The organism is Bradyrhizobium tropiciagri, from assembly GCF_001189845.1.
Classification (GTDB): domain Bacteria; phylum Pseudomonadota; class Alphaproteobacteria; order Rhizobiales; family Xanthobacteraceae; genus Bradyrhizobium; species Bradyrhizobium tropiciagri.
The window spans coordinates 1-23,552 of the sequence record NZ_LFLZ01000038.1; the positions used below are offsets into that span (position 1 = coordinate 1).

General features: G+C 64.7%; 20 protein-coding genes and 2 pseudogenes. 13 read left to right on the top strand and 9 right to left on the bottom strand.

Going from position 1 to position 23,552, the window contains the following annotated elements:
• Positions 1-2,093, top strand: a 2,093-nt coding sequence (locus AKN84_RS26475; protein WP_157863339.1) for an autotransporter outer membrane beta-barrel domain-containing protein, incomplete at its 5' end; no start/stop codon positions are given.
• Positions 2,094-2,099: 6 nt separating this feature from the next.
• Here AKN84_RS26475 and AKN84_RS26480 read toward each other — a convergent pair.
• Entirely contained in the window at positions 2,100-2,303 is a 204-nt protein-coding gene (locus tag AKN84_RS26480; protein ID WP_050423512.1) for a hypothetical protein, read from the bottom strand.
• Here AKN84_RS26480 and AKN84_RS26485 point away from each other — a divergent pair.
• The 4 genes and pseudogenes from AKN84_RS26485 (at position 2,234) to AKN84_RS26495 (ending at position 8,968) form a co-directional block, all read left to right on the top strand.
• Complete coding sequence (locus AKN84_RS26485; protein WP_430649932.1) at positions 2,234-4,063, top strand: tetratricopeptide repeat protein; 1,830 nt, start codon at positions 2,234-2,236, stop codon at positions 4,061-4,063. The two genes, AKN84_RS26480 and AKN84_RS26485, sit on opposite strands and share 70 nt — an antisense overlap.
• A gap of 1 nt (position 4,064) precedes the next feature.
• Positions 4,065-4,493, top strand: a pseudogene (locus tag AKN84_RS50780) (tetratricopeptide repeat protein); the annotation flags it as partial.
• Positions 4,494-4,514: 21 nt separating this feature from the next.
• A complete protein-coding gene (locus AKN84_RS26490; protein WP_128971186.1) occupies positions 4,515-5,927 on the top strand; it encodes a tetratricopeptide repeat-containing sulfotransferase family protein in 1,413 nt (470 codons plus the stop codon).
• A gap of 254 nt (positions 5,928-6,181) precedes the next feature.
• Positions 6,182-8,968: a UPF0182 family membrane protein gene (locus AKN84_RS26495; RefSeq protein WP_050423515.1), complete on the top strand. Its 2,787-nt coding sequence runs from the start codon at positions 6,182-6,184 to the stop codon at positions 8,966-8,968.
• A gap of 152 nt (positions 8,969-9,120) precedes the next feature.
• Here AKN84_RS26495 and AKN84_RS26500 read toward each other — a convergent pair.
• Positions 9,121-10,415 (bottom strand): annotated as a pseudogene (locus AKN84_RS26500) (MFS transporter).
• Positions 10,416-10,506: 91 nt separating this feature from the next.
• Here AKN84_RS26500 and AKN84_RS26505 point away from each other — a divergent pair.
• On the top strand, positions 10,507-11,205 hold the full coding sequence (locus AKN84_RS26505; RefSeq protein ID WP_128971187.1) for a TetR/AcrR family transcriptional regulator: 699 nt from the start codon (positions 10,507-10,509) through the stop codon (positions 11,203-11,205).
• 210 nt (positions 11,206-11,415) lie between these two features.
• Here AKN84_RS26505 and AKN84_RS26510 read toward each other — a convergent pair whose 3' ends face one another.
• The 3 genes from AKN84_RS26510 to AKN84_RS26520 form a co-directional block, all read right to left on the bottom strand.
• On the bottom strand, positions 11,416-11,745 hold the full coding sequence (locus tag AKN84_RS26510; protein ID WP_050423516.1) for a hypothetical protein: 330 nt from the start codon (positions 11,743-11,745) through the stop codon (positions 11,416-11,418).
• Positions 11,746-11,831: 86 nt separating this feature from the next.
• Positions 11,832-12,323: an Hsp20/alpha crystallin family protein gene (locus tag AKN84_RS26515; RefSeq protein WP_050423517.1), complete on the bottom strand. Its 492-nt coding sequence runs from the start codon at positions 12,321-12,323 to the stop codon at positions 11,832-11,834.
• A 99-nt stretch (positions 12,324-12,422) separates the two neighbouring features.
• Positions 12,423-12,884 (bottom strand): Hsp20 family protein, encoded by a 462-nt coding sequence (locus tag AKN84_RS26520; protein ID WP_050423518.1) that lies wholly within the window; start codon positions 12,882-12,884, stop codon positions 12,423-12,425.
• Between the two features lie 427 nt (positions 12,885-13,311).
• Here AKN84_RS26520 and AKN84_RS26525 point away from each other — a divergent pair, with 427 nt between their 5' ends.
• From AKN84_RS26525 to AKN84_RS26535, 3 genes are read left to right on the top strand one after another with little or no spacing between them, the layout of a single operon-like run.
• On the top strand, positions 13,312-13,536 hold the full coding sequence (locus AKN84_RS26525; RefSeq protein WP_050423575.1) for a hypothetical protein: 225 nt from the start codon (positions 13,312-13,314) through the stop codon (positions 13,534-13,536).
• Complete coding sequence (locus AKN84_RS26530; protein ID WP_050423519.1) at positions 13,533-13,712, top strand: hypothetical protein; 180 nt, start codon at positions 13,533-13,535, stop codon at positions 13,710-13,712. The genes AKN84_RS26525 and AKN84_RS26530 overlap by 4 nt, the downstream gene beginning before the upstream one ends.
• Positions 13,709-14,146: a hypothetical protein gene (locus tag AKN84_RS26535; RefSeq protein ID WP_050423520.1), complete on the top strand. Its 438-nt coding sequence runs from the start codon at positions 13,709-13,711 to the stop codon at positions 14,144-14,146. The genes AKN84_RS26530 and AKN84_RS26535 overlap by 4 nt, the downstream gene beginning before the upstream one ends.
• 352 nt (positions 14,147-14,498) lie before the next feature.
• Here AKN84_RS26535 and fabF read toward each other — a convergent pair whose 3' ends face one another.
• Entirely contained in the window at positions 14,499-15,761 is a 1,263-nt protein-coding gene (gene fabF, locus AKN84_RS26540; protein WP_050423521.1) for a beta-ketoacyl-ACP synthase II, read from the bottom strand.
• Between the two features lie 533 nt (positions 15,762-16,294).
• On the opposite strand from fabF, the gene AKN84_RS26545 reads away from it, so the two are divergent.
• The gene (locus AKN84_RS26545; protein ID WP_050423522.1) at positions 16,295-16,537 is read left to right on the top strand and encodes a hypothetical protein; all 243 of its coding nucleotides are present in this window, start codon (positions 16,295-16,297) and stop codon (positions 16,535-16,537) included.
• A gap of 720 nt (positions 16,538-17,257) precedes the next feature.
• Here AKN84_RS26545 and AKN84_RS26550 read toward each other — a convergent pair.
• Together AKN84_RS26550 and AKN84_RS26555 are read right to left on the bottom strand one after the other, a co-directional pair.
• The gene (locus AKN84_RS26550; protein ID WP_050423523.1) at positions 17,258-17,533 is read right to left on the bottom strand and encodes an HGGxSTG domain-containing protein; all 276 of its coding nucleotides are present in this window, start codon (positions 17,531-17,533) and stop codon (positions 17,258-17,260) included.
• Positions 17,530-18,189, bottom strand: a complete 660-nt coding sequence (locus AKN84_RS26555) for a hypothetical protein (RefSeq protein WP_050423524.1) — start codon at positions 18,187-18,189, stop codon at positions 17,530-17,532. The genes AKN84_RS26550 and AKN84_RS26555 overlap by 4 nt, the downstream gene beginning before the upstream one ends.
• Before the next feature lie 463 nt (positions 18,190-18,652).
• On the opposite strand from AKN84_RS26555, the gene AKN84_RS26560 reads away from it, so the two are divergent.
• Complete coding sequence (locus AKN84_RS26560) at positions 18,653-20,974, top strand: molybdopterin guanine dinucleotide-containing S/N-oxide reductase (RefSeq protein ID WP_050423525.1); 2,322 nt, start codon at positions 18,653-18,655, stop codon at positions 20,972-20,974.
• Positions 20,975-21,088: 114 nt separating this feature from the next.
• Entirely contained in the window at positions 21,089-22,132 is a 1,044-nt protein-coding gene (locus tag AKN84_RS26565) for an alpha/beta fold hydrolase (RefSeq protein WP_050423526.1), read from the top strand.
• Positions 22,133-22,176: 44 nt separating this feature from the next.
• On the opposite strand, the gene AKN84_RS26570 is transcribed toward AKN84_RS26565, so the two are convergent.
• Positions 22,177-22,689: a winged helix-turn-helix transcriptional regulator gene (locus tag AKN84_RS26570; RefSeq protein ID WP_050423527.1), complete on the bottom strand. Its 513-nt coding sequence runs from the start codon at positions 22,687-22,689 to the stop codon at positions 22,177-22,179.
• 196 nt (positions 22,690-22,885) lie between these two features.
• Here AKN84_RS26570 and AKN84_RS26575 point away from each other — a divergent pair, with 196 nt between their 5' ends.
• Complete coding sequence (locus tag AKN84_RS26575; RefSeq protein ID WP_050423528.1) at positions 22,886-23,524, top strand: 2-hydroxychromene-2-carboxylate isomerase; 639 nt, start codon at positions 22,886-22,888, stop codon at positions 23,522-23,524.
• The last annotated feature ends 28 nt before the right edge of the window (positions 23,525-23,552 follow it).

Here is a 23,552-nt window from a genome sequence, read left to right on the forward strand (position 1 = left end):
GGTTGGGCGGCAACGGCATTTGGGTCGGCGGCGACGCCTTCTTTGGTGCGTCGATGACGATCTCGACCTTTAGCGGCGGCATCAGCAATTCCGGTACGATCTTGGCCGGCGGCACCGGCATCAAGGTCGACCATGTCATGGCCTTCGCTGACGGGATCACCAATAGCGGCACGATCTCGGCCGCCACCGGCATCTCGGTCAGCAGCGCAAGCCCGGTCGCCGTTTTCGATTCCGGCGTCATCGTCGGGACGAGCGGCACGGCGGTGGATCTGTCAGGCAATGCCGCCGGCAACAGTTTTACGCTGGGGCCGGGCTACAACATCACCGGCCTCGTCAAGGGCCAGGGCAGCGACACGTTTCAGCTCGGCGGCACCGGCAGCGGCGCTTTCAACCTGTCGAATATCGGCACGCAATATACCGGCTTCACCGCCTTCAACGTGGTGGGCGGCGTGTGGACGGCGACCGGCGTCTTCGGCCAGTCCCAGGCCTGGAACGTCGACGGCGGCACGCTCACCGGCACCGGCACGTTCAACGCGGTCAACGTCAATGCCGGCGGCACGCTGGCGCCCGGCACGTCGATGACGATCAATGGCAGCCTCACGCTGCAGTCGGCGGCGGTCTACATGGTGACGCTCAACGGCGCGGCGGCGGGCCGCGCCAACGTGTCCGGGACGGCGACGATCGCGAGCGGCGCGCGCTTCGCCGTCGCCGGCGGCAGCATGCCCGTTGTCAACTCTACCTATACGGTGCTTGCCGCCAGCGGCGGCGTGATCGGAACGTTCACCAACCAGGACGTCGTTTTCGGCATCTACAGAGGCGTGCTCAGCTATACCGGCGACGACGTCGATCTGACGGTCAGATACAACTCGCTGCTGCCGCTGTTGCCACCCAATCCGCCCGTCAATGTCGTCAATGTCGCCACCGCGATCGACGCCGCGATCCAGAGCGGCGTTACGCCGCCGGCGGGCTTTGCCAATCTGTTCAATCTTTCTCCGGCGCAATTGCAATATGGGCTGACCCAGCTCTCCGGCGAAGCGGCGACCGCAGCGGGCAAGGGTGCCGATCAGCTGATGACGCATTTCCTGGAGCTGATGCTCGATCCGACGGCGGGCGGCGGCGGCATCAGCGGCGGTGGCGGCGCCGCAAGATTTGCGCCGGAGCAGGACACGACCTTGCCGGCAGATGTGGCGCTCGCTTACGCCAAGGCGCTGAAGGCGCCGCAATCCAATGCGCCGCAGAGCTTCGATCCGCGCTGGACGGTGTGGGGCGCGGCTTTCGGTGGCGCGAGCCATACCGATGGCAATGTGGCGATCGGCCCCAATAATGTCACGGCGAGCGATTACGGCTTCGCGGCCGGCATGGAGCGGCACCTCACGCCGGACACGGTCTACGGCTTCGGCCTTGCCGGCGGCGGCACCAATTGGACGCTCGCGCAGGCGCTCGGCTCTGGACGCAGCGACGCCTTCCAGGCCGGCCTCTACACCAAGACGCATTGGGGGCCGCTCTATCTGTCCGGTGCGCTGGCCTTCGCCAATCACTGGTTCACCACGGATCGCATCGCGCTCGGCGATCAGTTGCGCGCGACGTTCACGGGCCAGAGCTACGCGGCGCGCGGCGAAGTCGGCTATCGCTATGCCGTGCCGGTCACCGGCGCTATCATTGGCGTGACACCTTACGCCGCATTGCAGGCGCAAGGCTTCCGCACGCCGAGCTACAGCGAAACCGATCTCACCGGCGGTGGCTTCGGATTGTCTTATGCGTCGGCGAACGCGACCGACACGCGCAGTGAGCTCGGCATGCGCTTCGACAATCTGCAAGTCGTCAACGGCATGCCGCTGGTGCTGCGCGGCCGCTTCGCCTGGGCGCACGATTGGTACACGAATGCGACGGCGTTGAACGCCGCTTTCCAGGCCTTGCCCGGCTCGAATTTCACGGTGAACGGCGCGGCGCCGCCGAAGGACTCCGCGCTGACGACCGCCGCCGCCGAATTGCACATCACACAGAGCTGGACCGCGATCGTCAAATTCGACGGCGATTTCGGCGCCGGCGCGCAAACCTATGGCGGGACGGGGACGCTGCGCTATTCGTGGTGAGGCGGCTTAAGACGGCGGTGCATCCAGGCAATGAACAATATGGGCGGGCAGACACAACCGGCGTTCATGCCGCTCGGTGAGGCATTGCAATACGCCGAGCGCTGCCGCAACGACGGCCGGCTGATCGAAGCCGAGGCGGTGTGCCGTCAGATCCTCCAGGTGCAGCCGAACACGCCGGAAGCCGAACACCTCCTCGGCGTCATCGCGCATCAAAACGCAAGCTTGCCGAAGCTATCCAGCATGTGCAGCGCGCGACCAAGCTCGCGTCGCAGATCGCGGTGTTTCACGCCAATCTCGGCGAGATGCTTCGCCTTGCCGGGCGGCCCAAGCTCGCCGTTGACGAGGCACGGCGTGCGCTTGCCATCGAGCCGGATCTGCCGGCGGCGCTGAGCAATCTCGGCGTCGCGCTCTACGAGCTGAAAGACTACGAAGAGGCGGCGCGCGCACAACGTAAGGCAATCGCGGCCGCGCCGGACTTCGCCGAAGCCCACGGCAATCTCGGCAATGCGCTCCACGCTCTGCGGAAATTCGACGAGGCGATCGCCGCTTTTCGCCGCGCCGTCGAGCTCAAGCCGGATTATGCCGACGGCTGGGCCAATTACGGCACGACGCTGCATCACAGCGGCAGCTTCGACGAAGGCATTGCCGCGCTGCGCCGCGCGATCGCGCTGACGCCGCATCACGCCAATGCCCGTTCCGGCCTCGGCATTCTCCTGCTCATGCGCGGCGAATTCGGCGAGGGTCTTGACGAATATGAATGGCGGCTTCGCTCGACCGAACGCAAGGGGCCGCGTTTTCCGGAAATTCCCTGGGCAGGCGGCAGCCTTGCCGGCAAGCACATCTATGTTCAAGCCGAACAGGGTTTCGGCGATACGCTGCAATTCGCGCGTTACATCCCGCCGCTTGCCCGGCGCGCGAGCCGCGTCACCTTGCGCGTGCATCAGCAGCTGGTGACGCTTTTCCGCGAGAGCCTGCCAGGCATCACCGTGCTCGGCGATCGCGGCAATCCGGCGCCGTATCAATGCGATGCCGTGCTGCTCAGCCTGCCGCGGCTGTTCAGGACCCGGCTTGAATCCATTCCTGGCGACGTGCGTTATCTGCGCGCGCCTGCCGATGCCGCGCAACGCTGGGGCAAGCACCTTGCCAAGATGCGAGGCCTCAAGGTCGGCCTGGTGTGGGCCGGCAATCCCGAACACGTCAACGACAGCCGCCGCTCCCTTGATCTAGAAGTCCTGGCGGCGCTGTTCGAAGTGCAGGGCGCTTCATTCGCGAGCCTGCAGTTTGGGCCGCGTACGGCTGATCTGAAGAAGCGAAAGGGCAAGCCCGCGATCGAGGATCTCGGCGCGCGATTTGAGGATTTTGCCGATACGGCTGGCGCGGTCGATGCGCTCGACCTCGTCATCACGGTCGACACATCGGTTGCGCACCTTGCCGGCGCGCTCGGCAAGCCTGTCTGGGTGTTGCTGCCCTGGGTGAGTGATTGGCGCTGGATGCTCAATCGCGAGGACAATCCCTGGTATCCGACCATGCGCCTGTTTCGGCAAAAGCGCGGCGAGAGCTGGGCCGATATCGTGCCGCGCATCGTCGAGGATCTTGCGGCTGTCGTGCAGGGCGACCTCGCGCGGCTCACGCCGTTCAAGGCCGAAGGCGTGCGCCGCGCCGCGCATGCCGCGGCGATCATGGCGGCGGAAGCTGCGCAGGTTGCGGAGCCAATCACTGCGCCGGTGACGGCAATGCCGCCCGGCCAGGCGCTCATTGTCGCCGAACAGAAGCGCCGCAACGGATTCCTGGCCGATGCAGACGAGTTGACGCGCCGCGCGATTGAAGCCGAGCCCGACAATGCCGAGGCTGCCCACATGCTCGGCATCATTGCGCACCAGTCCGGCAAATTGTCCGATGCCATCGTAACACGTACAGCAAGCGATAGCGATCAATCCGAATGTTGCGCTCTATCACGCCAATCTCGGTGAAATGTGCCGACTTGCCGGCCGCGTCGACGAAGCCATTGCGGCGAGCCGCCGCGCCATCGCGCTTGATCCGGGCAATGCCGGCGCCCACAGCAATCTCGGCATCGCGCTGTTCGATCAGGGCAAGTTCGAGGAGGCGCTCTCGTTGCACGAACGCGCCATCGCGCTGCAGGCCCATTTCGTGCAAGCTCACAGCAATCGCGGTAACGCCCTGCAGCGATTGAAACGCTTTGCCGAGGCGGAGCCGTCCTATCGCCGCGCCGTCGAATTGCAACCGGACTTCGCCGACGGCTGGAACAATCTCGGTACCTGCCTGCGTGAGCTCAAGCGCGCCGAAGAGGCCGAGACGGTTTACCGCAAGGCGCTCGAGATTGCGCCCAACAGTGCCGATACGCTCGATAATCTGGCGCTTGCGGTGAAGGATCTCGAGCGGCTCGACGAAGCCGCCGAGCTGTTGCGCCGCGCGCTCGTCATCGAGCAGAACAGTGACAAGATTCATCTGCACTACGGCACTGTGCTGCTCGACCAGAAGAAAGTGGATGAGGCGGAAGTGGCGGCCAGCCGGGCGCTCTCGCTCAATATGAACAATCACGACGCCGTCAATCTGATGGGACGGATCGCGTTCGAGCGCGGCGACCTCGATGGCGCGCTCGCCTCTCATCAGCGCGCACTCGCGCTCAAGCCGGATCTGGCGGACGCCTATAACAACATGGGCAACGTGCTGAAGGAGCTGGGCCGATTGGACGAAGCGGAGAACGCTTATCTCGAGGCGCTGCGGCTCGATCCGGCCGTCGCGAGCGTCTATGTCAATCTTGCCGACTCCAGGAAATTCGTCGCCGGCGACCCGCATCTTGTCGCCATGGAAGCGCTTGCAGCGAAGAGCGAGCGCCTATCGAAGACCGATCGCATGCAGATCGACTTCGCGCTCGGCAAAGCCTATGCGGACCTTCAAGACTACCCGCGTTCGTTCCGGCATTTGCATGCCGGCAATGCGGCCAAGCGCGCGACGATTGGCTATGACGAGACGGCGGCCTTCGCGCTGTTTGATCACATCGAGCGTATTTTCGTTCCGGACATGATCGAAGCGAAGTCCGGCGGCGGCGATCTTTCACAGGTGCCGATCTTTGTCGTCGGCATGCCGCGTTCGGGCACGACGTTGATCGAACAGATCATCGCCAGCCATCCCATGGTGCACGGCGCCGGCGAGCTGCAGACCCTCCATGACGTCGTTCGTACCGTCCGCGGGACGGACGGCTGTACGATCCCATATCCGGAATTCGTGCCTGCGCTGGATGAGGCCGCCTTGCGGCAAATCGGAAGAGATTATGTCGCGCGGCTCGGCGAGATTGCGCGGCGAGAGGCAAGTACAACCGTACAGCGCGTCACCGACAAGATGCCGTCGAACTATTATTTCCTCGGGCTTATTCATTTGGCGCTACCGCAAGCGAAGATCATTCACGCCGTGCGCGATCCGGTCGACACCTGTGTGTCGTGCTTTTCCAAGCTGTTTTCCGCCGAGCAAAACCATACCTACGATCTCGGCGAACTCGGCCGCTATTACCGGCGCTACGAGCGGCTGATGGCGCATTGGTGCCGCGTCCTGCCGGCCGGCAGCGTCCTGGACGTCCGTTATGAAGACGTGGTGGGTGATCTGGAGAGCCAGGCGCGGCGCATCATCGCCCATTGCGGCTTGCCTTGGGATGACCGCTGCCTGTCGTTTCACAGAACCGAGCGTCCGGTCCGCACCGCGAGCGCGACGCAGGTCCGCAAGCCCATTTATCGGAGCGCAGTCGGACGTTGGCGGGTCTATGAGGACCAGCTTGAGCCACTTCTCACCGCATTGGGTGGCCGCGCCAGGCTTGGTTAACCCCATACAAGCCCGCATGTCGGGTGGTGCCAGGACTTGGCCAACCGCCATTTGCTGGATTATGTCGGAATCTCAATCACATACGAGTTCGTAGTTTTATTCTGAATGGCGCGCCAAAGCCGCGCCATTCCATAGCCTTGTCCCGAAGCGGCTTCGTCGCGGGAGCGTGATTTCGCGCGGGCTGTTTTGCACTCCGTGGAATCCCGGTCCCAATCAGGCGGGCAGACGGCCCTGCTTTCCGCTATGATTGCGGCATGACGATCGGGATTACCGGACCCGAACGGAAGGCCCCACGACAAACTGGCGTGGTCAGGCTCATCCTTGCGACCATTGCCATTGTGATCTGCTTGATCCTGCTCGCGCTCGCGAGCGATTTCCTGGTCGACTGGCTGTGGTTTTCGTCGGTCGGCTATTTGCAAATCTTCTGGACAACCATCGGCGCCAAGGTGGCTACCTTTGCTGCGGCCTGGACGGGAACGGCTCTCATCCTCGGGGTGAACGGGTGTCTCGCGCTGCGTTTAGCCGGCAAGCGGTCGACACAGGTTGCCGCGGCGCCCGTCTGGCAGGTCGCGGGCAGCGCGCCGCCGGATCCGTTTGCGCAGCTGTTGGATCGACTGCCGTGGCCCGCGATCGTCGCAGGCGGGGCAGCCTTGCTCGCGCTGCTCGTCGCGGCGGCCGAAGTCGGCCATTGGGGCATCTTCCTGAGGTATCTCTATCAGGCGCCCTATGGCGCAGACGATCCGCTCTTCAACAAGGACCTCGGCTTCTACCTGTTCTCGCTGCCCGCCTATGTCCTGATCAAGAACTGGATCCTGCTCACCCTGGTCCTGAGCGCGCTGTTCGCCGCAGCGATCTATTGGGCTCGCGGCGATATCGAATACGACGTTCATCACCGGTCGATGTCGCCCATGGCGATCGCCCACGGTTCGGCATTGCTCGGCCTTCTCTTCGCGGTGAAGGCCTGGTCCTATGTTCTCGACCGCTATCTGCTGCTCTACGGCGACAACGGCGTTGTCGTCGGCGCAAGCTACACCGATGTGCATGTGGGGTTGCCGGCCCTGTGGCTCATGATCGCCCTCTCGATCACCGCGGCGCTCGTCGCGTGGGCAAACCTGCGGACGCGCGGCTACCGGCTTCCGGCGGCGGCGGTCATGCTCTTCGTCATCGGCGCCCCGGCATTGTCCGGCGTCGTCCCCGCCCTGTTCCGGCAATTCTTCGTCAAGCCAAGCGAGCTGGAGCTGGAGAAGCCCTACATCGAACGCAATATCGCGCTCACCCGGCAGGCGTACGATCTCGACAAGATCGTAGCCAAGCCCTTTGCCGCCGAACAGAAGCTTACCCTCAAGACGCTCGACGCCAACAAGGCGACAATCGACAATATCAGGCTGTGGGACTGGCTGCCCCTGTCGGATACCTACGCGCAGTTGCAGGAGATCCGCACCTACTACAGATTCCACGATCTCGACGTCGACCGCTACTGGCTCGACGATTCCTACCAGAGTGTGATGCTCTCGGCGCGCGAGCTGCGCTCCTCGCTCCTGCCGCCAAATGCGCAGACATGGGTCAACCGCCACGTGCTGTTCACCCACGGCAATGGCGCGGTGATGAGCCCGGTCACCCGCAAGAGCACCGAGGGTCTGCCGCTGTTCTATTTGCGGGACATTCCGCCGGTTGCGGACGGAGGCCCCAGGATCGTCGAGCCGCGCATTTATTTCGGCGAGGAGAGCGACGACTACGTCATTGTCAAGGGAGGTGCGCCGGAGTTCGATTATCCGAAAGGCAAAGACAACGTCTACGCGGAGTATGAGGGCGCTGGCGGGATTCCGATCGGCTCAGTGGCACGGCGAACGCTGTTCGCGTACTACTTGAACGATCCGAACCTTTTGCTCTCGACCTACATCACGCCGGAGAGCCGGATCATGATCTGGCGCAATATTCGGGAGCGGGTACCCGCGATCGCGCCGTTCCTCATGCTCGATCATGATCCCTATCTGGTGATCAGCGGCGGGCGGATGTTCTGGATACAGGACGCGTATACGACGAGTTCCTATTTTCCGTCGGCGCCGCCTGTGCAGGATTTCGATCTCAACTACATCAGGAATTCGGTGAAGGTCATCATCGATGCCTATCACGGGACCGTCGATTTCTATTTGATGGATCCCAAGGACCCGATTGCGGCGACCTACGCGCGCATCTTTCCGCGCCTGTTCAAGCCGTTCGCGGCGATGCCTGCGGACTTGCAGAAGCACATTCGATATCCGGAGGACCTGTTCCTGATCCAGGCGCGGCTGTTCCAGACCTACCACATGGAGGCCGCCGAAGTGTTCTACAATCGCGAGGATCTCTGGCAATTCCCGCGCCAGCCGGGCAGCGGCGGCGGCACCTCGGTAATGAGCCCATATTACATCATCATGCGGCTGCCCGGCGAGGCGCGGGCCGAGTTCTTCCTCATGGTTCCCATGGTGCCGAGCCGCCGCGACAACATGATCGCGTGGTTGGCGGCGCGTTGTGACGCGCCCGACTACGGCAAGCTGATCGTGTACGAATTCCCGAAGGACAAGCTCGTCTACGGGCCGTTCCAGATCGAGGCGCGGATCAATCAGAACACGGAGATATCGCAGCAGCTGACGTTGTGGAATCAGATGGGCTCGCGGGTGATACGTGGGGCGAACTTGCTGGCGATTCCGATCGAGAATTCGATCCTTTACGTATCGCCGCTCTATTTGCGCGCGGAGTACGGGCACTTGCCGGAGCTGAAACGCGTGATCGCGGCCTATGGCGAACATGTGGTGATGAAGGAGACGCTCGGCGAGGCCTTGTCGGCTCTGTTCGTCGAGCCTGGCGCGGCGCGGCCGGTCCCAGGTGCGCATGAGGACATGCCTCTCACAGGCCCGTCGACGAGCCAGGCGAGGGAGGCGCTCGATCGCTACAATCAGGCCGTTGAACGATTGCGGTCCGGCGACTGGAAGGGCTTTGGCACGCAGTTCGATGCAATGCGCGAGCTTTTGGAGGACATGAATCGACGTTCCTCCGGCCATTAGTGCTCCCGAACGCGGCACTACGGTTGGGCTCAGCTCAAGATCATATCGCGAATTCAATAACACAAGACTTCGCAGTTTTGTCCTGAGTGGCGCGCCATTTTCCCCAAGACATCCTGTAGAGACATTGCTGTAGCGCCGACGTCCGCCCGGTTTCACGCCGCAGCCAGCACCGGTTGCGCCGGCCGCCGCGTGATCAAAAGCGACAGCACGGCAGCGATGATGCCGGTCAGGCCCGCGATCATGAAGGCCTGCAGATAATCGCCCTGGCTCGAGCGCATGAAGCCGGCGAAGAACGCGGCGCAGGCGGCACCTAACTGATGGCCGGCGACGACCCAGCCGAACACCAAGGGCGCGTTCTTGTCGCCGAACGCCTCGTTGGCGATGCGCACGGTCGGCGGCACGGTCGCGATCCAGTCGAGACCATAGAACACCGCGAACACCGACAGGCTCACCAGCGAGAAATCCGAATAGGGCAGGTAGATCAGCGACAGGCCGCGCAGCCCGTAATAGAAGAACAGCAGCTTGCGCGGATCGAAGCGGTCGGTGAGCCAGCCCGACAGCGTGGTGCCGAACAGGTCGAAGAACCCCATCAGCGCGAGCAGGCCCGCCGCCTGCACCTCGACGATGCCGTGATCGCCGCAGAACGCGATCAGGTGGGTGCCGACCAGGCCATTGGTGGTGAAGCCGCAGATGAAGAAGGTGGCGAACAGGAACCAGAACGCGCGCGTCTGCGCGGCGCGCACCAGATTGCTGATCGCGGCGACGAACGGATTGCCTTGCGCGGGCGGCGCCGGATGATCGTCATGCGCGCTGCCGAACGAACGCAGGCCGACCGCGGCGGGCCGCTCCGGCACCAGGAAATACACCAGCGGGATCAGCGCCGCGCAGCATGCGGCGACCGTCAGCACCACCGGCTTCCAGCCGCCCCACGCCACCAATGCCGCAAGGCCCGGCATGAAGATCAGCATGCCGGTCGCGGTCGACGCGGTCAAAAGCCCCATGACGAGGCCGCGATTGGTGGTGAACCAGCGATTGACGATGGTGGCGCCGAGCACGTTGGCGACCGCGCCCGAGCCGATGCCGGACAATAACCCCCAGCTCATGAACAATTGCCACGGCGCGGTCATGAAATAGCTCGCGCCGGTCGAGGCCGACATCAGCAGCAGCGCGCCGAGCACCGTGCGGCGGATGCCGAAGCGCTGCATCACGGCCGCGGCGAACGGGCCGGCGAGGCCGTAGAGGAAGATGCCGACCGCGGCTGACGACGAGATCACGCCGACGTCCCAGCCGAACGCCGCTTGCAGCGGCAGCATCAGGACGCCCGGCGTCGCACGCAGCCGGCCGAGGCGAGCAGCGCCAGGAAGATCACGGCGACGACGACGAACGCGTAGTTCTGGCCGAACGGGGGTCGGCGCACGGGAGCTTCTTGAACGGTGGTGCTAGGCATGTTACTGACCGGTACGTGTTGCGATGCGGCGTGTATACGTACCGGTCAGTAACATTGTCAAGAGGATTGAGGGAAGGTCGGGAGAGCCATCATGAAGAAAGCCGTCGAACAGTCAGTGGACCGCCCGGCCAAAGCGTTTTCGAGCGAAGTGGCTACCGGTTCGCGTAGAGAAAACGCGTCAAAACAAGAATCTGGAGCCCCGTTCCGATCGCATCGGAACGAAAAAGGCCCCAGGGCCGCCGACCGCATCCGCGCCTCCGCAAGCGAGCTGTTCTATCGCGAGGGCATCCGCGCCGTCGGCGTCGACGAGGTGGTCGAGCGGGCCGGCGTCACCAAGCCGAGCCTCTATCGCAGCTTCGCCTCCAAGGACGAACTCGCCGCCGCCTATATGCGCGACTATGACCTCGATTTCTGGGAGAAGTTCGAGAACCCCGGCGGCAAGTCATACAGCGATCCGCGCGAGCACGTGCTCGCCTACATCCGGGTGCTGTCGACGCGCGCGGTGCGCGAGGGCTATCGCGGCTGCGGCCTCAGCAACGCCACCGTGGAATATCCGGCGCGCGACAATCCCGCGCGGCAGGTCGCCGAAGCGCACAAGAAGGTGCTCCGCAAGCGCCTGCGCGAACTCGCAAGCAGCATGGGCGCGCGTCACCCCGCCGTGCTCGGCGATGCGCTGTTGCTGCTGATCGAAGGCATCTACAGCACCGGCCAACAGTCCGAAGACGGGCCGGCGCAGTCGGCGCTCGCGGTGGCGAAGCTGCTGATCGATGCGAGCGTGCCGAAGCCGTAAGGCGGGTGACCGGCGCGCCCGATGACAGGCTCCGCGATATCCGGGAGTGGACCGCCATCGCATGTCGCGGCGCTCATGCGGGCGACTTGCTCGTCGACTTTCACCGTGTTCGGGGCGCGGTACGACCGCTCATGAGGACGACAAGGGGCACGACCCACGCCGCCGCCGAATTGCTGAGCAGCACCAAGCTCAGAACGGCTTGCGTGAACATCATTGTGTTCTTCGCAACGCGGCGGCCCAAGGCCGCCGCAGCCGCATCGGGACGCCGCCGGGCCGCGGCGGATCGTCGTCCTCGCCATCGAGGCGGCGCAGCGCCGCGAGAATGTCGGCGAGCCGGATCGGATGATCCATGCCCGGGATCTCGCGCAGCGAGGGACAGGATTCGACCGCGAACATGTCGGACGCCCATGACGACAGGATGATCCGCTTTTCGGGCACGGAGAGCGCCTCGTCGTTCAGGACCTCGTCTGGCGACGCGTAGTGCGCAGCCGGGTGGAACAGGGGATGGAGTTTGCCGGAGTTCGTGTTGGCGTCGGTCATTGCTTGCCTCCCTTTACGCTCCTTTCCGAAGGGGACGATTGTTGTCGCAGATCGGACGGCGGCAGATGCCGCCGCCCGTGGTCGCACTATTGGGTCTTGACGGCGATGCGCTTGACGCCGGCCCGCGGGTTTTCGGACTTCGGCAGCGAGATCGTCAGGACGCCGTTCTTGAACGAGGCCTCCGCCTTGTCCTCCTCGACGCCATCAAGCGCAATCTGCCGCTCGAAGGCGCCGTAGGTGCGCTCGGTGAAGTGCTTGCCTTCGTCCTTGCGCTCGTCCTTCTTCTCGCCACGGATGGCCAGGACGCCGTTTGCGATTTCGATCTGCACGTCCTTCTCCGTCATGCCGGGAAGCTCGGCCGAGATCGTCAGCGCCTTGTCGGTGTCGCTGACCTCGAGCTGCGGCCAACCGAACCGCCCTTCCATCAGGGGGGACAGGCTTGGCGCGCCGAAGCCGCGGAAGGCGTCGTCGAACAGCCGGTTCATCTCGCGGTGCAGCGTCATGAACGGATCATAGCTGCCGCGCGAGGGTACGAGCTCCTGGTTTCTCGACCAGGGAACGAGATCACGAATTGCCATGCTCTTCTCCTTCAGATGTCTTCTCTCCTTCATGCATGGGGCGAGGGAGCGCGGACGCGCATCGGCGCGCCGCGTTCCACCGTCGCCTCGGTCGCGCGGTCAGGCCGCCTGCTTCTGCTCGATCTGCGGCGAGGCGGAGTTGCCGGCCGCGATATTGATCCTGCGCGGCTTCATGGCCTCCGGGACCTCGCGGACCAGGTCGATGATCAGCAGGCCGTCCCTGAACGAGGCCTGCTTGACCTGGACATAGTCGGCGAGGTTGAACACGCGCCGGAACGGACGCGCCGCGATGCCCTGGTACAGGTATTCGCCGGCGGCCTTCTCGGGCTTCCTGCCCTCGATGGTCAGCGCGTTCTGCTCGGCGGTGACGGTGATGTCGTCGGCGCCGAAACCCGCCACCGCAAGCGAGATCCGGTAATGATCTTCGCCGGAGCGCTCGATGTTGTAGGGCGGGTAGTTGTCCTCGCTCGCCTGGCGCAGCGCGCTGTCGGCAAGGCTGGCCAGATGATCGAAGCCGATGGTGGAGCGCCACAGGGGCGCGAAGTCGAAGGTGGTCCTCATACCAAGTCCTCCAAAGAGCAAGATGGTTACGAAGGAACGCAAGACGAAAGGTCGCAAGACCGTCCGCCCGGCGCCCGCGCCGGGCCCTGCAAGGCGCCCGGCACACCGCTCTCGCGGCGAAAAATGACTTAGAAAAACCACCGGTCGATTCAAGAGGGTCCGAGAATTTTGCCAGATTTTTTTGATGCCGGATTTTTGGATGACACGGACACTGCGCCGCAGCATGGCGCTAGGCGATGCGGGCCGTTAAGGATTGGCGCGCAAGAAGGATTGGCGCGCAACGCGAGCGGCAACGCTTGACAGTGCGAGCGGCCTGAATAAATTTTCTCGCACCGGAATTCGTTTCCGGTTTTTCGTCTCGCACCGGAATTCGTTTCCGGTTTTTCGAAACCGAAAAGGACAACGACGACCGTCTGGAGTGACGATGATGTTCGATCAGGATCTCGCCCGCATCCGCACCCACCGCAACAACATCCACCGCTATCGACGCCTGCTGAAGACGAGGCTGTCCGACCTCGAACGCCGGTTCATCGAACGGCGTCTGTCGGAGGAGCAGGCCGCCGTCGAGGCGCTGGTTTCCGAAACATTCCCCGTCGCGTTCACCTTGCCGAAAGACCCAAGCGCCACGTCGCGCGCGGAGGCGTCGTCATGACCGACCTCCGCGACCTGCTGATCCGCGGCAGCGAGAAGGTCATCGGCCACTATCGCCTGCTGCTGGCGAGCGCTGCGACCGAGAAGGAACGCGAACTTTACCGAAGCCGGATCGAGCGCGAGCAGCGCCTGCTGGACGAGCTCCAGGGCGGCTTGCCGGAGCGGTTCGCGGCATGACCGGCGACGGGCGCTTCGCGGCGTTCGACATCGAGCTGAAGCGGCGCGGACGCGGCAGGTGGAAATGGGCCGTCTGCGGCACCGGCGGGCATGCCATCATGTGCGGCTCGGAATGCAGTCAGGCCGCAGCGCGATACAAGGCGCAGCGCGCGCTGTTTCTCCTGCTCTGCGCCAGCGCCTCGCGCCTTTCGGAGCTGCCGCCCGAGCCGTCCGATCCTTCGCCGCGCGCCGCGCCGGCAATCTCCCGCGTGCGCGCTCGCAGGCCGGAGGACCGGACCATGATCGAACGGCTGCGCCAGCAGAGCAGGACGCTGTCGGAGAACCTTGCGAAGCACCGCCCGGCGCATGCGGCCATCGCAGCCTCGGCGGCGGCTCGGCTTTCCGCCCGGCGGTCCCGTCGCCGGTCCAGCGACACCGGACCATCCGGGCCCTAAAGCGTGATGAGATCAGGTTGAATCGTCATCGCGCTTTGGATTCTTGTTTAAGCATGATCTTTTCGGAAAACCGCTTCGCACTTTTCCGGATCGTGCTCTAGCCTGCGATGCCGGGGAATGGTGCGTCCCCGCATGTCGCTGCGCTCATGCCGGCAACTGGTGCCAACCCCATCGCGCTTTGGAGCGTAATGACATCAAGTTGAGCCGCGTCGAAGGTCCACCTCTCCCTTGGGAGAGGTCGCGCGCAGCGCCGGGTGAGGGGTGACGGTCCCTCGTGAGACCTGCGGCCCTCACCCGATTTGCTTCGCAAATCGACCTCTCCCCGCCGGGGAGAGGTGAACCGCCCGCCGCTTCAAGCCCACCGTCGAAACACGAGACTGGCGTTGACGCCGCCAAATCCGAAGCCGTTCGAGATCGCGTGCTCGATCGTCATCGGCCGCGCGACGTTCGCGACGAGGTCGATACCCTGCGCGGCCGGATCGGCGTTCTCCAGGTTGAGCGTCGGCGGCGCGACCTGATCGCGCAGCGCCAGGATCGTGAAGATCGCCTCGACGCCGCCGGCAGCCCCAAGCAGATGGCCCGTCGCCGACTTGGTCGCGCTGACGACAATCCCGCCCTCGCGCCCGAACACGCGCTTGATCGCCTCGAGTTCGCCGAGATCGCCGACCGGCGTCGATGTCGAATGCGCGTTGAGATGCTGGATCTCGCTCGCGCGCAAGCCGGCCTGCGCCAGCGCGATCTCCATGGCGCGGCGGGCGCCGTCGCCATCTTCCGGCCCCGCGGTGATGTGATAGGCGTCCGCCGTCGTGCCGTAGCCGACGATCTCGGCGATCGGCTGCGCGCCGCGCCGCAAGGCATGCTCGAGCTCCTCGATCACGAGGACACCAGCGCCTTCGCCCATCACGAAACCGTCGCGGTCGCGGTCGAACGGCCGCGACGCCCGGGCCGGCTCATCGTTGAACGACGTCGAAAGCGCCCGCGCCGCAGCAAAGCCGCCAAGGCTCACCGGATCGATGCACGCCTCCGCGCCGCCGCAGATCGCGACGTCGGCCTCATCGGACCTGATCAGGCGCGCGGCATCGCCGATCGCCTGAACGCTCGCCGCGCACGCGGTCACCGGCGCGCCGATCGCACCCTTGTAGCCATAGCGGATGCTGATGTGCCCGGCCGCGAGATTGGCCAGGAAGGCGGGCACGGTGAACGGCGACAGGCGGCGCGTGCCGCTCTTCTCCACCGTGCGCACCGCGTCCGCGATTGCGGGAAACCCGCCGATCCCGGTTGCGATCACGGTCGCGGTGCGCTCTTGCGCCCGCGCCTCGGCCGGCATCCAGCCGGCCTGCGCTGTGGCCTCCGCCGCCGCCAGCAGCGCGAACAGGATGAACCGGTCCATCTTCTTCTGGTCCTTGCGCGGCGCCGCCAGATCAGGATCGAACCCGCCCTCGGCATCGGAGGCCTTGTCAGGCACCTGGCCTGCGACCCGCGCCGGAAGGCTCATCGCCCACTCCGGCAATGCCCGGAGCCCGGAATGCCCCGCCAGCAACCGCGACCAGACCAGTTCAGTGCCACAGCCCAGCGGGGACACCGTCCCCAGGCCCGTCACAACAATTCGACGCATGGTGCTCCTGTGGCGCTTGCCGGCGTGGCCGGGACTCGAACTGGTGGGGCTTCGAGGCTGATTTAATGTATGACGGTCATCATCTATTATCTCGACCGGTCGTGCGTCAAGGCGTTGGGTCATGTCGTTTGCCGGGGCTTCGAAGGCATCTCAGCACGAGCCAACAGTCGGAAGGAGGCCGGGCGGAATCGGCACTCACGGTCGCGAAGTTGCTGATCGATGCGAGCAGGGCGAGGGGGATCAACGGTAAAGCTCGTGAGAGAGCCAGTTTGAATTTGCGTTGCGATTTCAATGCAATAGAAGTTCGCGGTTCTATTCTAAGCGGCGCGCCAGTTCCGCTGAGTACAGCCGTTCTGCAGTCCGCTGTGCTTTGCACTAGGTTGCGGCCCCACCAGGTATGGGGGCCGACCGCTCCGATTTTGGAATCCCAGCGTTTGCTCGCACCCGACTAAGTGCTTGTGGACCGATTGACTACCGTCAGTTGCAGCTTTTGGCCCCTTCGTGCTTCATTGCCGTCGGGAGGGGCCATCGGAATGTTTGAGAAGTTCAAGTACGAGAGCGTTGCGCTCAAGGATATCGCTTTGGATGACCGGAATCCCCGGATCGTCACGCAGACGCCTCTGACGTCCCAAACAGATATCGTCTCCTACCTCTACGAGAACGAGGAGCTGGAGGCGTTCATCAAGAAGATTGCGTCGGAGGGCAAGAACGCCGGTGCCGAGCGACCTTATCCTTCCCGACAGACGCAAGTCTGCGCGCAATCCGTCTTTGGATGATGCCCTGATCAGGTTTGACGACCTGTCGCTGTGCTGTACCGTGCGGGACATCACAGAAGACGGCGCCGCTGTGTGGGCAGACCACCCTCATCATTCCGCCGAGCAAGACCTGGTTGTGCCATGTGATTTGGCGCAAAGACGGGTGGGTCGGCGTCAAGTTCCACACTGAGTGAAACGCGTGCTCACGTCACGCTGAACGCGACGCCCACGGCCGTATGTCGTGCGCATGCGCGGGATTTTGCAATCGACGCGCGCTGACTGTACCGGGAAGGTATGGGAAATGATCCCGCCGCGGCAACAGGCCCATGCCTGTCGTGGCCGTGCCGCGCCGGCGTCGTAGCCGGCTGTTCGAGGGATTGCTCGCTCAGCCCTGAGGGAAGTGTGTCGCCCTCGCAACGTTGCAATTGTTCCGCTGGGGAACGGGCGTGTTTGCTCTTCACCGGACCGCGGATTCATTCTCTAGTCATGACGGACCTTCGGCGGCGATTGTATTTCCAAGATGTTCATTTGAGATCGGGTCCAGGAGGTCGCTGTCAGCGCCAGCGACCTCTTCGTTTTGCTTCATTGAATTTGCGGAGGGATCCTCCAATGCCGATACAGGTGTGGGCCATTGCAGCTTCGATCGGCTGGACAGCCGTTGTGGGGACGATGCTGCTCTACATGATTTTTGGACCCAGCTAGGTGGATGTCGCGATAGTCACCACCTAGTGGACGACGCGGTCATGGTCTAAATCTCATTCCCTTCAGCAACTGCCGCGCTTCCCCCAGCAACTCCCGAATCTGCTGCCGCTCGGCGATCGCATCCCCAGTGAACAGGCCGTGCTTGCGCGCGTTCCGGTTGGCCCTTGGCGCGCCGGATCCCTTTGCGCCGCCGTGCATGCGGCAGCGCGTCTTGCCGCGCACCGCCGGTGAACGGCACGCGCCGCCGCTGCGGGTTCTGGCGCCGCAGCGCGGGCTCGCCAGCATCGCGCCGGTCGTGCCGATGTGAGCGCTCATGCCCGGGCGTCCTGCCCGGCATCGGCGGGCTCATGCGCGCGCCTGGCGCCCGCGGCTTTCGGCGCCCGCGCCGCGGGTGCCGGGATCTTGTCGGCGACGATCACGTTCGCATGCTGGGTGACGTTGCCGACGATGGCGTTGCCGCCGTCCTCCACCTTCACGTTCTGCACGGTGATGGTGGGCTCGCCATGGCTGCGGTAGCGGTTCAGCGCCTCGATCTGGGCGGGAAAGGTGCGGGCGAGCCGGCCGAGGGCGCGCGCGGCGCTGTCGTGCTGGGCGAGGTCGTCGGCATGTGCGAGGTGCTGGGCGCAGCGCATCGCCATCACATGCACCGAAACCATCTGCGCCACCAGCATGGCCTCGACGGCATCCCGCGGGCGAATGCTCTTCACCATCGAGAGCATGAAAGCGAGGTTGACCTCGCTGGGCTTGCCGCCGCTCACGCTGGCCCTGACCAATTGCCTGAGGATGCCGTCCATCGCGTCGCGATCGGCGGCCCCGAGCGCGTTCGCCATCAGCTGCTCGCCGAGCTTCCGGTCAGGGTGGTCGATGGCGTAGCCGCGCCGCGAGAGTCTGATGCGCGGGAGTATGGCCGCTTGCGGCTCGCCGGGTGCGGCGGCCAGCGTCGGCACGGTGAGATCGGGTGCAGTGGTCATGTCGATGTTCCCTGGAACGCGCGGCGCGCGCAGGCGATCGTTCGCTGCGGGCGGCGGTGGCGATGTGGGTTGAGGATGTCCGGCCGCGATCACAGCCGGCGAGCCCGCTGCTGCGGGCGAGGGGGCGCCTGTAGGGGCGCTTGCACGATTTCGGAATATTGGAAATATGCCCCTGATTTGCCCGACGTGTCAAGCGGGCCGTTCGAACGCCGCGGCGGGCCTGCTCCTTTGCATGGGGTTGTTTTCGAGTTTTTGGCCGCGCGCCTCCATTGCGGCGAGTTCCGCCACCGTCGGCAGCGATGATCCCGGCAAGGCGCGGTGCGACATCTGCGGTCACGGGTGCCGTGCGCGTGGCCGCCTGCGCGTCCCGCAACCCACAATCCGAAGACATCGGGGTGAGGATCGTTATACTGCCGACATCGTTGCGACAGGGCTCGAGACCCGCATCTGAGGACGCTGCTGAATGAGTGAGACCATTGGCCACCCCGATCCCGGCCTCGATCTGTCCGATGGTTTCAAGCCGCACACCTCGCATTGGGGCGTGTTCTCGGCGCGGCTCGGCCAGGCCGGTCTCGAAGTCCGGCCCTATGCCGGCGATCCCGATCCGAACGGCATCATCAACAACTTTCCCGGCGCGCTGCGCCACCAGGCGCGTATCGCGCAGCCGACGATCCGCCGCGGCTGGCTCGAGCGCGGGCCGGGGCCCGACGAGCGCCGCGGCCGCGACGAGTTCGTGTCGGTTAGCTGGGAGCAGGCGCTCGATCTGCTCGGCGGCGAGCTTTCGCGGATCCGCGACACGATCGGCCCCGGCGCGGTGTTCGGCGGCTCCTATGGCTGGTCGAGCGCGGGCCGCTTCCATCACGCGCAGAGCCAGGTGCATCGCTTCCTCAACATCGCGCTCGGCGGCTATGTCCGCTCGGTGAACACCTATTCCTCGGGCGCGTCCTCGGTGCTGCTGCCGCAGATCCTCACCGGCTATGAGGACATCACCAAGCGCAACGTCACCTGGGAGCAGATCGCTGATGAGACCGACATCGTGCTGGCGTTCGGCGGCATGGCGCTGAAGAACTCGATGGTCGCCGGCGGCTCGATCAGCAAGCATGTCGAGCGCGGCGCGATGCAGGCCGCGCAGCGGCGCGGCTGCCAGTTCATCCTGGTCAGCCCGCTGCGCGACGATCTGCCCGTCGAGGCCGGCGCCGAATGGCTGACGGCTGTACCCGGCACCGATACCGCGCTGATGCTCGGCATCGTCCATACGCTCGTCAGCGAAGGCCTGCACGACCAGGCCTTCCTCGATCGCTACACCGAGGGCTGGCCGGTGTTCTTGCGCTATCTGACCGGTGAGGCCGATGGCGTGCCGAAGCGCGCCGAATGGGCAGCTACGATCTGCGGCATCGATGCCGGCACGATCAAGGCGCTCGCACGCCGGCTCGCCGGGCGGCGCGCGCTCATCACCGTCTCGCATTCGCTGCAGCGCGCTGAGCATGGCGAGCAGCCGGTGTGGATGGGCATGGTGCTGGCGGCGGCGCTCGGCCAGATCGGCCTGCCCGGCGGCGGCTACGCCTATTCGCTCGGCGCGATCGGCTATTACGGGCGCCGCGTCAACGCCGTGCCGGGGCCGACGCTCGGGCAGGGCAAGAACGGCGTCGCCGACTTCATTCCGGTGGCGCGCATCGCCGACATGTTGCTCAATCCCGGCACCAGCTATCGCTACAACGGCGAGACGCGCACCTATCCGGATATCCGCCTCGTCTATTGGGCCGGCGGCAATCCGTTCCACCACCACCAGGATCTCAACCGCCTGCGCAAGGCGTTTGCGCGGCTCGACACGCTGGTCGTGCACGAGCTCGCCTGGACCGCCACCGCCCGCCACGCCGACATCGTGCTGCCCTCGACCATGACGCTGGAGCGCGAGGACATCGGCTATTCCAGCAACGATCCCCTGATGGTCGCGATGCACCGGATCGCCGAGCCGTTCGGCCTCGCCCGCGACGACTACGACATCTTCGCCGATCTCGCCGAGCGGCTAGGGGCCCGCGAGCCCTTCACCGAGGGGCGCACGTCGCGCGAGTGGCTGGAGCATCTCTACGAGCCGACCCGCAAGGCGCTCGCCGCGCGCGGGCTCGAAGCGCCCAGCTTCGAGGAATTCTGGGAACGCGGCAGCCTGGTGGTGCCGCAGCATCTCGACGACGGCGGCTCGCTGCGCCGTTTCCGCGAAGACCCGGTCGCGCGGCCGCTGCCGACGCCGAGCGGCCGCATCGAGATCTTCTCGCAGAAGATCGCGGACCATGGCGATGCGGATTGCCCGGGCCATCCCGTCTGGCTCGAGAAGACCGACACGCCCACATCAGAGTCGCCGTGCTTCCTGGTCGCCAACCAGCCGGTGACGCGCCTGCACAGCCAGCTCGATTTCGGCGGGCACTCGCTCGAGGCCAAGCATCGCGGCCGCGAGGTCGCGCGCATGAACCCGCGCGATGCCGCGGCGCGCGGCATCGCCGACGGCGACATTATCCGCATCTTCAACGTGCGCGGCGCCTGCCTTGCCGCGGTGCACGTCACCGACGGCATCGCGCCCGGCGTGGTGCAGCTGCCGACCGGCGCCTGGTACGACCCGATGGACCCCGAGGACGAGGCGCCGCTCTGCGTCCACGGCAATCCGAACGTGCTGACGCGCGATATCGGCACGTCGTCTTTCGCGCAGGGCTGCACCGGGCAGCTCACGACCGTCGAGGTGGAGCGTTTCAACGGCAATCTGCCGCCGATCCGCGCGTTCGATCCGGCGTAGAGCATGATCCCGGGGAGGCCGGATCACGAATAAATCATCGCTGGATGCTGGATGGCGTCCAGCCGTTCGGCTACGGCAATCATCAGATTGGCCCTGATTTCCGGATTTGCTGAGATGCACCTGAAAACCCTGTCTTATCTTGCCATCGCTGCGTCCGTCGCGTTCGGTTCGTCTGGTGCGTGGGCGCAATCGGCCGCCGAGCCAGCCTATGGGCCGGAGTTGCAGGGTTTCGAATATCCCTATCCGGTGCAGCACTATCGCTTCAGCTCGCAGGGGCAGGAGCTCGACATGGCCTATCTCGACGTCAAGCCTGCGACGCCGAACGGCCAGACCGCGGTGCTGCTGCACGGCAAGAATTTCTGCGCCGCGACCTGGGACGGCACCATCAAGGCGCTCAGCGGCGCCGGCTATCGCGTGATCGCGCTGGACCAGATCGGCTTCTGCAAATCCAGTAAGCCCGAACGCTACCAGTTCACCTTCCAGCAACTCGCCGGCAACAGCCGCGCGCTGCTGGCCTCGCTCGGGATCCAACATTCGATCATGGTCGGCCATTCGACCGGCGGGATGCTCGCGATGCGCTACGCGCTGATGTATCCGGACGCCACCGACCGCCTGGTGCTGGTCGATCCGATCGGGCTCGAAGACTGGAAGGCCAAGGGCGTGCCGTGGCTCAGCCTCGACGGCTGGGTGCAGCGCGAGACCCGCGTCACCGCCGACAGCATCCGCGCCTATGAGCGCGCCACTTACTATGCCGACACCTGGGATCCGTCCTACGAGACCTGGGTGCAGATGCTGGCCGGCATGTATCGCGGGGAGGGCCGCGCTGCCGTGGCGTCGAGCTCGGCGCGGCTCTACGACATGATCGCGACCCAGCCGGTGTTCTACGAGTTCGAGCAGATCAAGCCGCCGACGCTGCTATTCGTCGGCGACAAGGACACCACCGCGATCGCCAAGGACACTGCGCCGGCCGAGATTCGCAAGACGCTCGGCAATTATCCGGTGCTGGGCAAGGAAGCCGCCAAGCGGATCCCGCATATCCAGCTGATCGAATTCCCCGACCTCGGTCATTCGCCGCAAATCCAGGCGCCGGCGCGTTTCCACGAGGCGCTGCTCGGCTGGCTGCAGCATCCGGAGACCGGCGCGACGCTGGTCAAGTAGCGGGCTCGATCGGCCGCGCGGGGCGCCGGCCCTACAGAGAATATCTAGGCCTGCTCGGCGTTCCTCTTGGTGCGCTCCCGCGCGCTGGCGTGCAGCGGCGACGATCGCCGGACGCCGGGGCCCGGATGCACATGGACGTGCTTGGCGCTCAGCGGCTCGCCGCATTCCGAGCAGACCATGACGGGATCGAACATCTTCCCGCAGCTCTTGTGTTCGTGCAGCAACGGCCGGCCGCGCGCGTCGACCATGTGGATGTTGCCCCAGTGCACGATCGACATGATGATCGGATAGAGATCGAGCCCCTTCTGCGTCAGGATGTATTCGTAGCGCTTCGGCGCCTCCTGATAGGGAATCTTGCGCAGCACGCCGAAGCGCACCAACTTCTTCAGCCGGTCGGCGAGCAGATGCCGGGTGATGCCGAGCGATGCTTGGAAGTCATCGAACCTGCGGATGCGCAGGAAGCATTCGCGCAGGATCAACAGGCTCCAGCGATCGCCGATCACGGCGACTGTGCGGGCGAGCGAGCACGGCTCCTCCTCGAGGGCATCCCATTTCATCAGCGTCTCCAGCGGTCTGCGACGACACGTGAATTAAATTCTAAATCAGAACTTACGTCATTTCAATAGGATGCTTCGCACCAAGCTATTGGATTACAAATATCATATTGACAGTTCTAAAATAGAACTTATGGTCCGAGTCACGATCAACCGGCAGCGACAGGCGATTGCTGCCACTCGAAGGGAAGGGCGTTCCATGGCTGCTCCGCTCAAGGTCGAATTTCACTTCGATTTCGGAAGCCCCAACGCCTATCTCGCCGAACTCGCGCTGCCGGGGATCGAGAAGCGCACCGGCGTGAAGTTCGACTACGTCCCGGTGCTGCTCGGCGGCGTCTACAAGGCCACCGGCAACATGTCGCCCGGCGAGTCCCTGCGCGGGATCAAGAACAAGCCCGAATACAACGCGCTCGAGACCGAGCGCTTCCTGCGCCGCCACAACATCACGTCCTTCAAGACGAACCCGTTCTTCCCGGTCAACACCTTGATGCTGATGCGCGGCGTCGTCGCCGCCGATTTCGAGGGGTTGTTCGAGCCCTATTTCCGCGCCGCCTACCACCACATGTGGTCCGAGCCCAAGAAGATGGACGATCCGCAGGTGTTCCGCGAAGCGTTCCTGTCCTCGGGCCTCGATATCGATCGCATCATCGCCCGTGCCCAGCAGGACGAGGTGAAGAAGAAGCTGATCGACAACACCAACAATGCGGTGGCACGCGGCTCGTTCGGTTCGCCGACCTTCTTCGTTGGCGAGGAGATATTCTTCGGCAAGGACCGACTGCGCGAGGTCGAGGAGGAGATCGTCGCTCAGTTGGCGGCGAGGCAGCGCAAGACCGCCTGAGCCTAAGATTCCTCAAGCCAACAAATCA

What these genes read in the sequence shown, in the direction of transcription:
- AKN84_RS26545 (WP_050423522.1), top strand. Translation starts at nt 16,295, where the DNA reads ATGTTTGAGAAGTTCAAGTACGAGAGCGTTGCGCTCAAGGATATCGCT.
- AKN84_RS26505 (WP_128971187.1), top strand. Translation starts at nt 10,507, where the DNA reads ATGAAGAAAGCCGTCGAACAGTCAGTGGACCGCCCGGCCAAAGCGTTT.
- AKN84_RS26515 (WP_050423517.1), bottom strand. Translation starts at nt 12,323, where the DNA reads ATGGCAATTCGTGATCTCGTTCCCTGGTCGAGAAACCAGGAGCTCGTA.
- AKN84_RS26510 (WP_050423516.1), bottom strand. Translation starts at nt 11,745, where the DNA reads ATGACCGACGCCAACACGAACTCCGGCAAACTCCATCCCCTGTTCCAC.
- AKN84_RS26480 (WP_050423512.1), bottom strand. Translation starts at nt 2,303, where the DNA reads ATGCGCGATGACGCCGAGGAGGTGTTCGGCTTCCGGCGTGTTCGGCTG.
- AKN84_RS26560 (WP_050423525.1), top strand. Translation starts at nt 18,653, where the DNA reads ATGAGTGAGACCATTGGCCACCCCGATCCCGGCCTCGATCTGTCCGAT.
- AKN84_RS26530 (WP_050423519.1), top strand. Translation starts at nt 13,533, where the DNA reads ATGACCGACCTCCGCGACCTGCTGATCCGCGGCAGCGAGAAGGTCATC.
- AKN84_RS26550 (WP_050423523.1), bottom strand. Translation starts at nt 17,533, where the DNA reads ATGAGCGCTCACATCGGCACGACCGGCGCGATGCTGGCGAGCCCGCGC.
- AKN84_RS26565 (WP_050423526.1), top strand. Translation starts at nt 21,089, where the DNA reads ATGCACCTGAAAACCCTGTCTTATCTTGCCATCGCTGCGTCCGTCGCG.
- AKN84_RS26535 (WP_050423520.1), top strand. Translation starts at nt 13,709, where the DNA reads ATGACCGGCGACGGGCGCTTCGCGGCGTTCGACATCGAGCTGAAGCGG.
- fabF (WP_050423521.1), bottom strand. Translation starts at nt 15,761, where the DNA reads ATGCGTCGAATTGTTGTGACGGGCCTGGGGACGGTGTCCCCGCTGGGC.
- AKN84_RS26570 (WP_050423527.1), bottom strand. Translation starts at nt 22,689, where the DNA reads ATGAAATGGGATGCCCTCGAGGAGGAGCCGTGCTCGCTCGCCCGCACA.
- AKN84_RS26520 (WP_050423518.1), bottom strand. Translation starts at nt 12,884, where the DNA reads ATGAGGACCACCTTCGACTTCGCGCCCCTGTGGCGCTCCACCATCGGC.
- AKN84_RS26495 (WP_050423515.1), top strand. Translation starts at nt 6,182, where the DNA reads ATGACGATCGGGATTACCGGACCCGAACGGAAGGCCCCACGACAAACT.
- AKN84_RS26575 (WP_050423528.1), top strand. Translation starts at nt 22,886, where the DNA reads ATGGCTGCTCCGCTCAAGGTCGAATTTCACTTCGATTTCGGAAGCCCC.
- AKN84_RS26525 (WP_050423575.1), top strand. Translation starts at nt 13,312, where the DNA reads ATGTTCGATCAGGATCTCGCCCGCATCCGCACCCACCGCAACAACATC.
- AKN84_RS26555 (WP_050423524.1), bottom strand. Translation starts at nt 18,189, where the DNA reads ATGACCACTGCACCCGATCTCACCGTGCCGACGCTGGCCGCCGCACCC.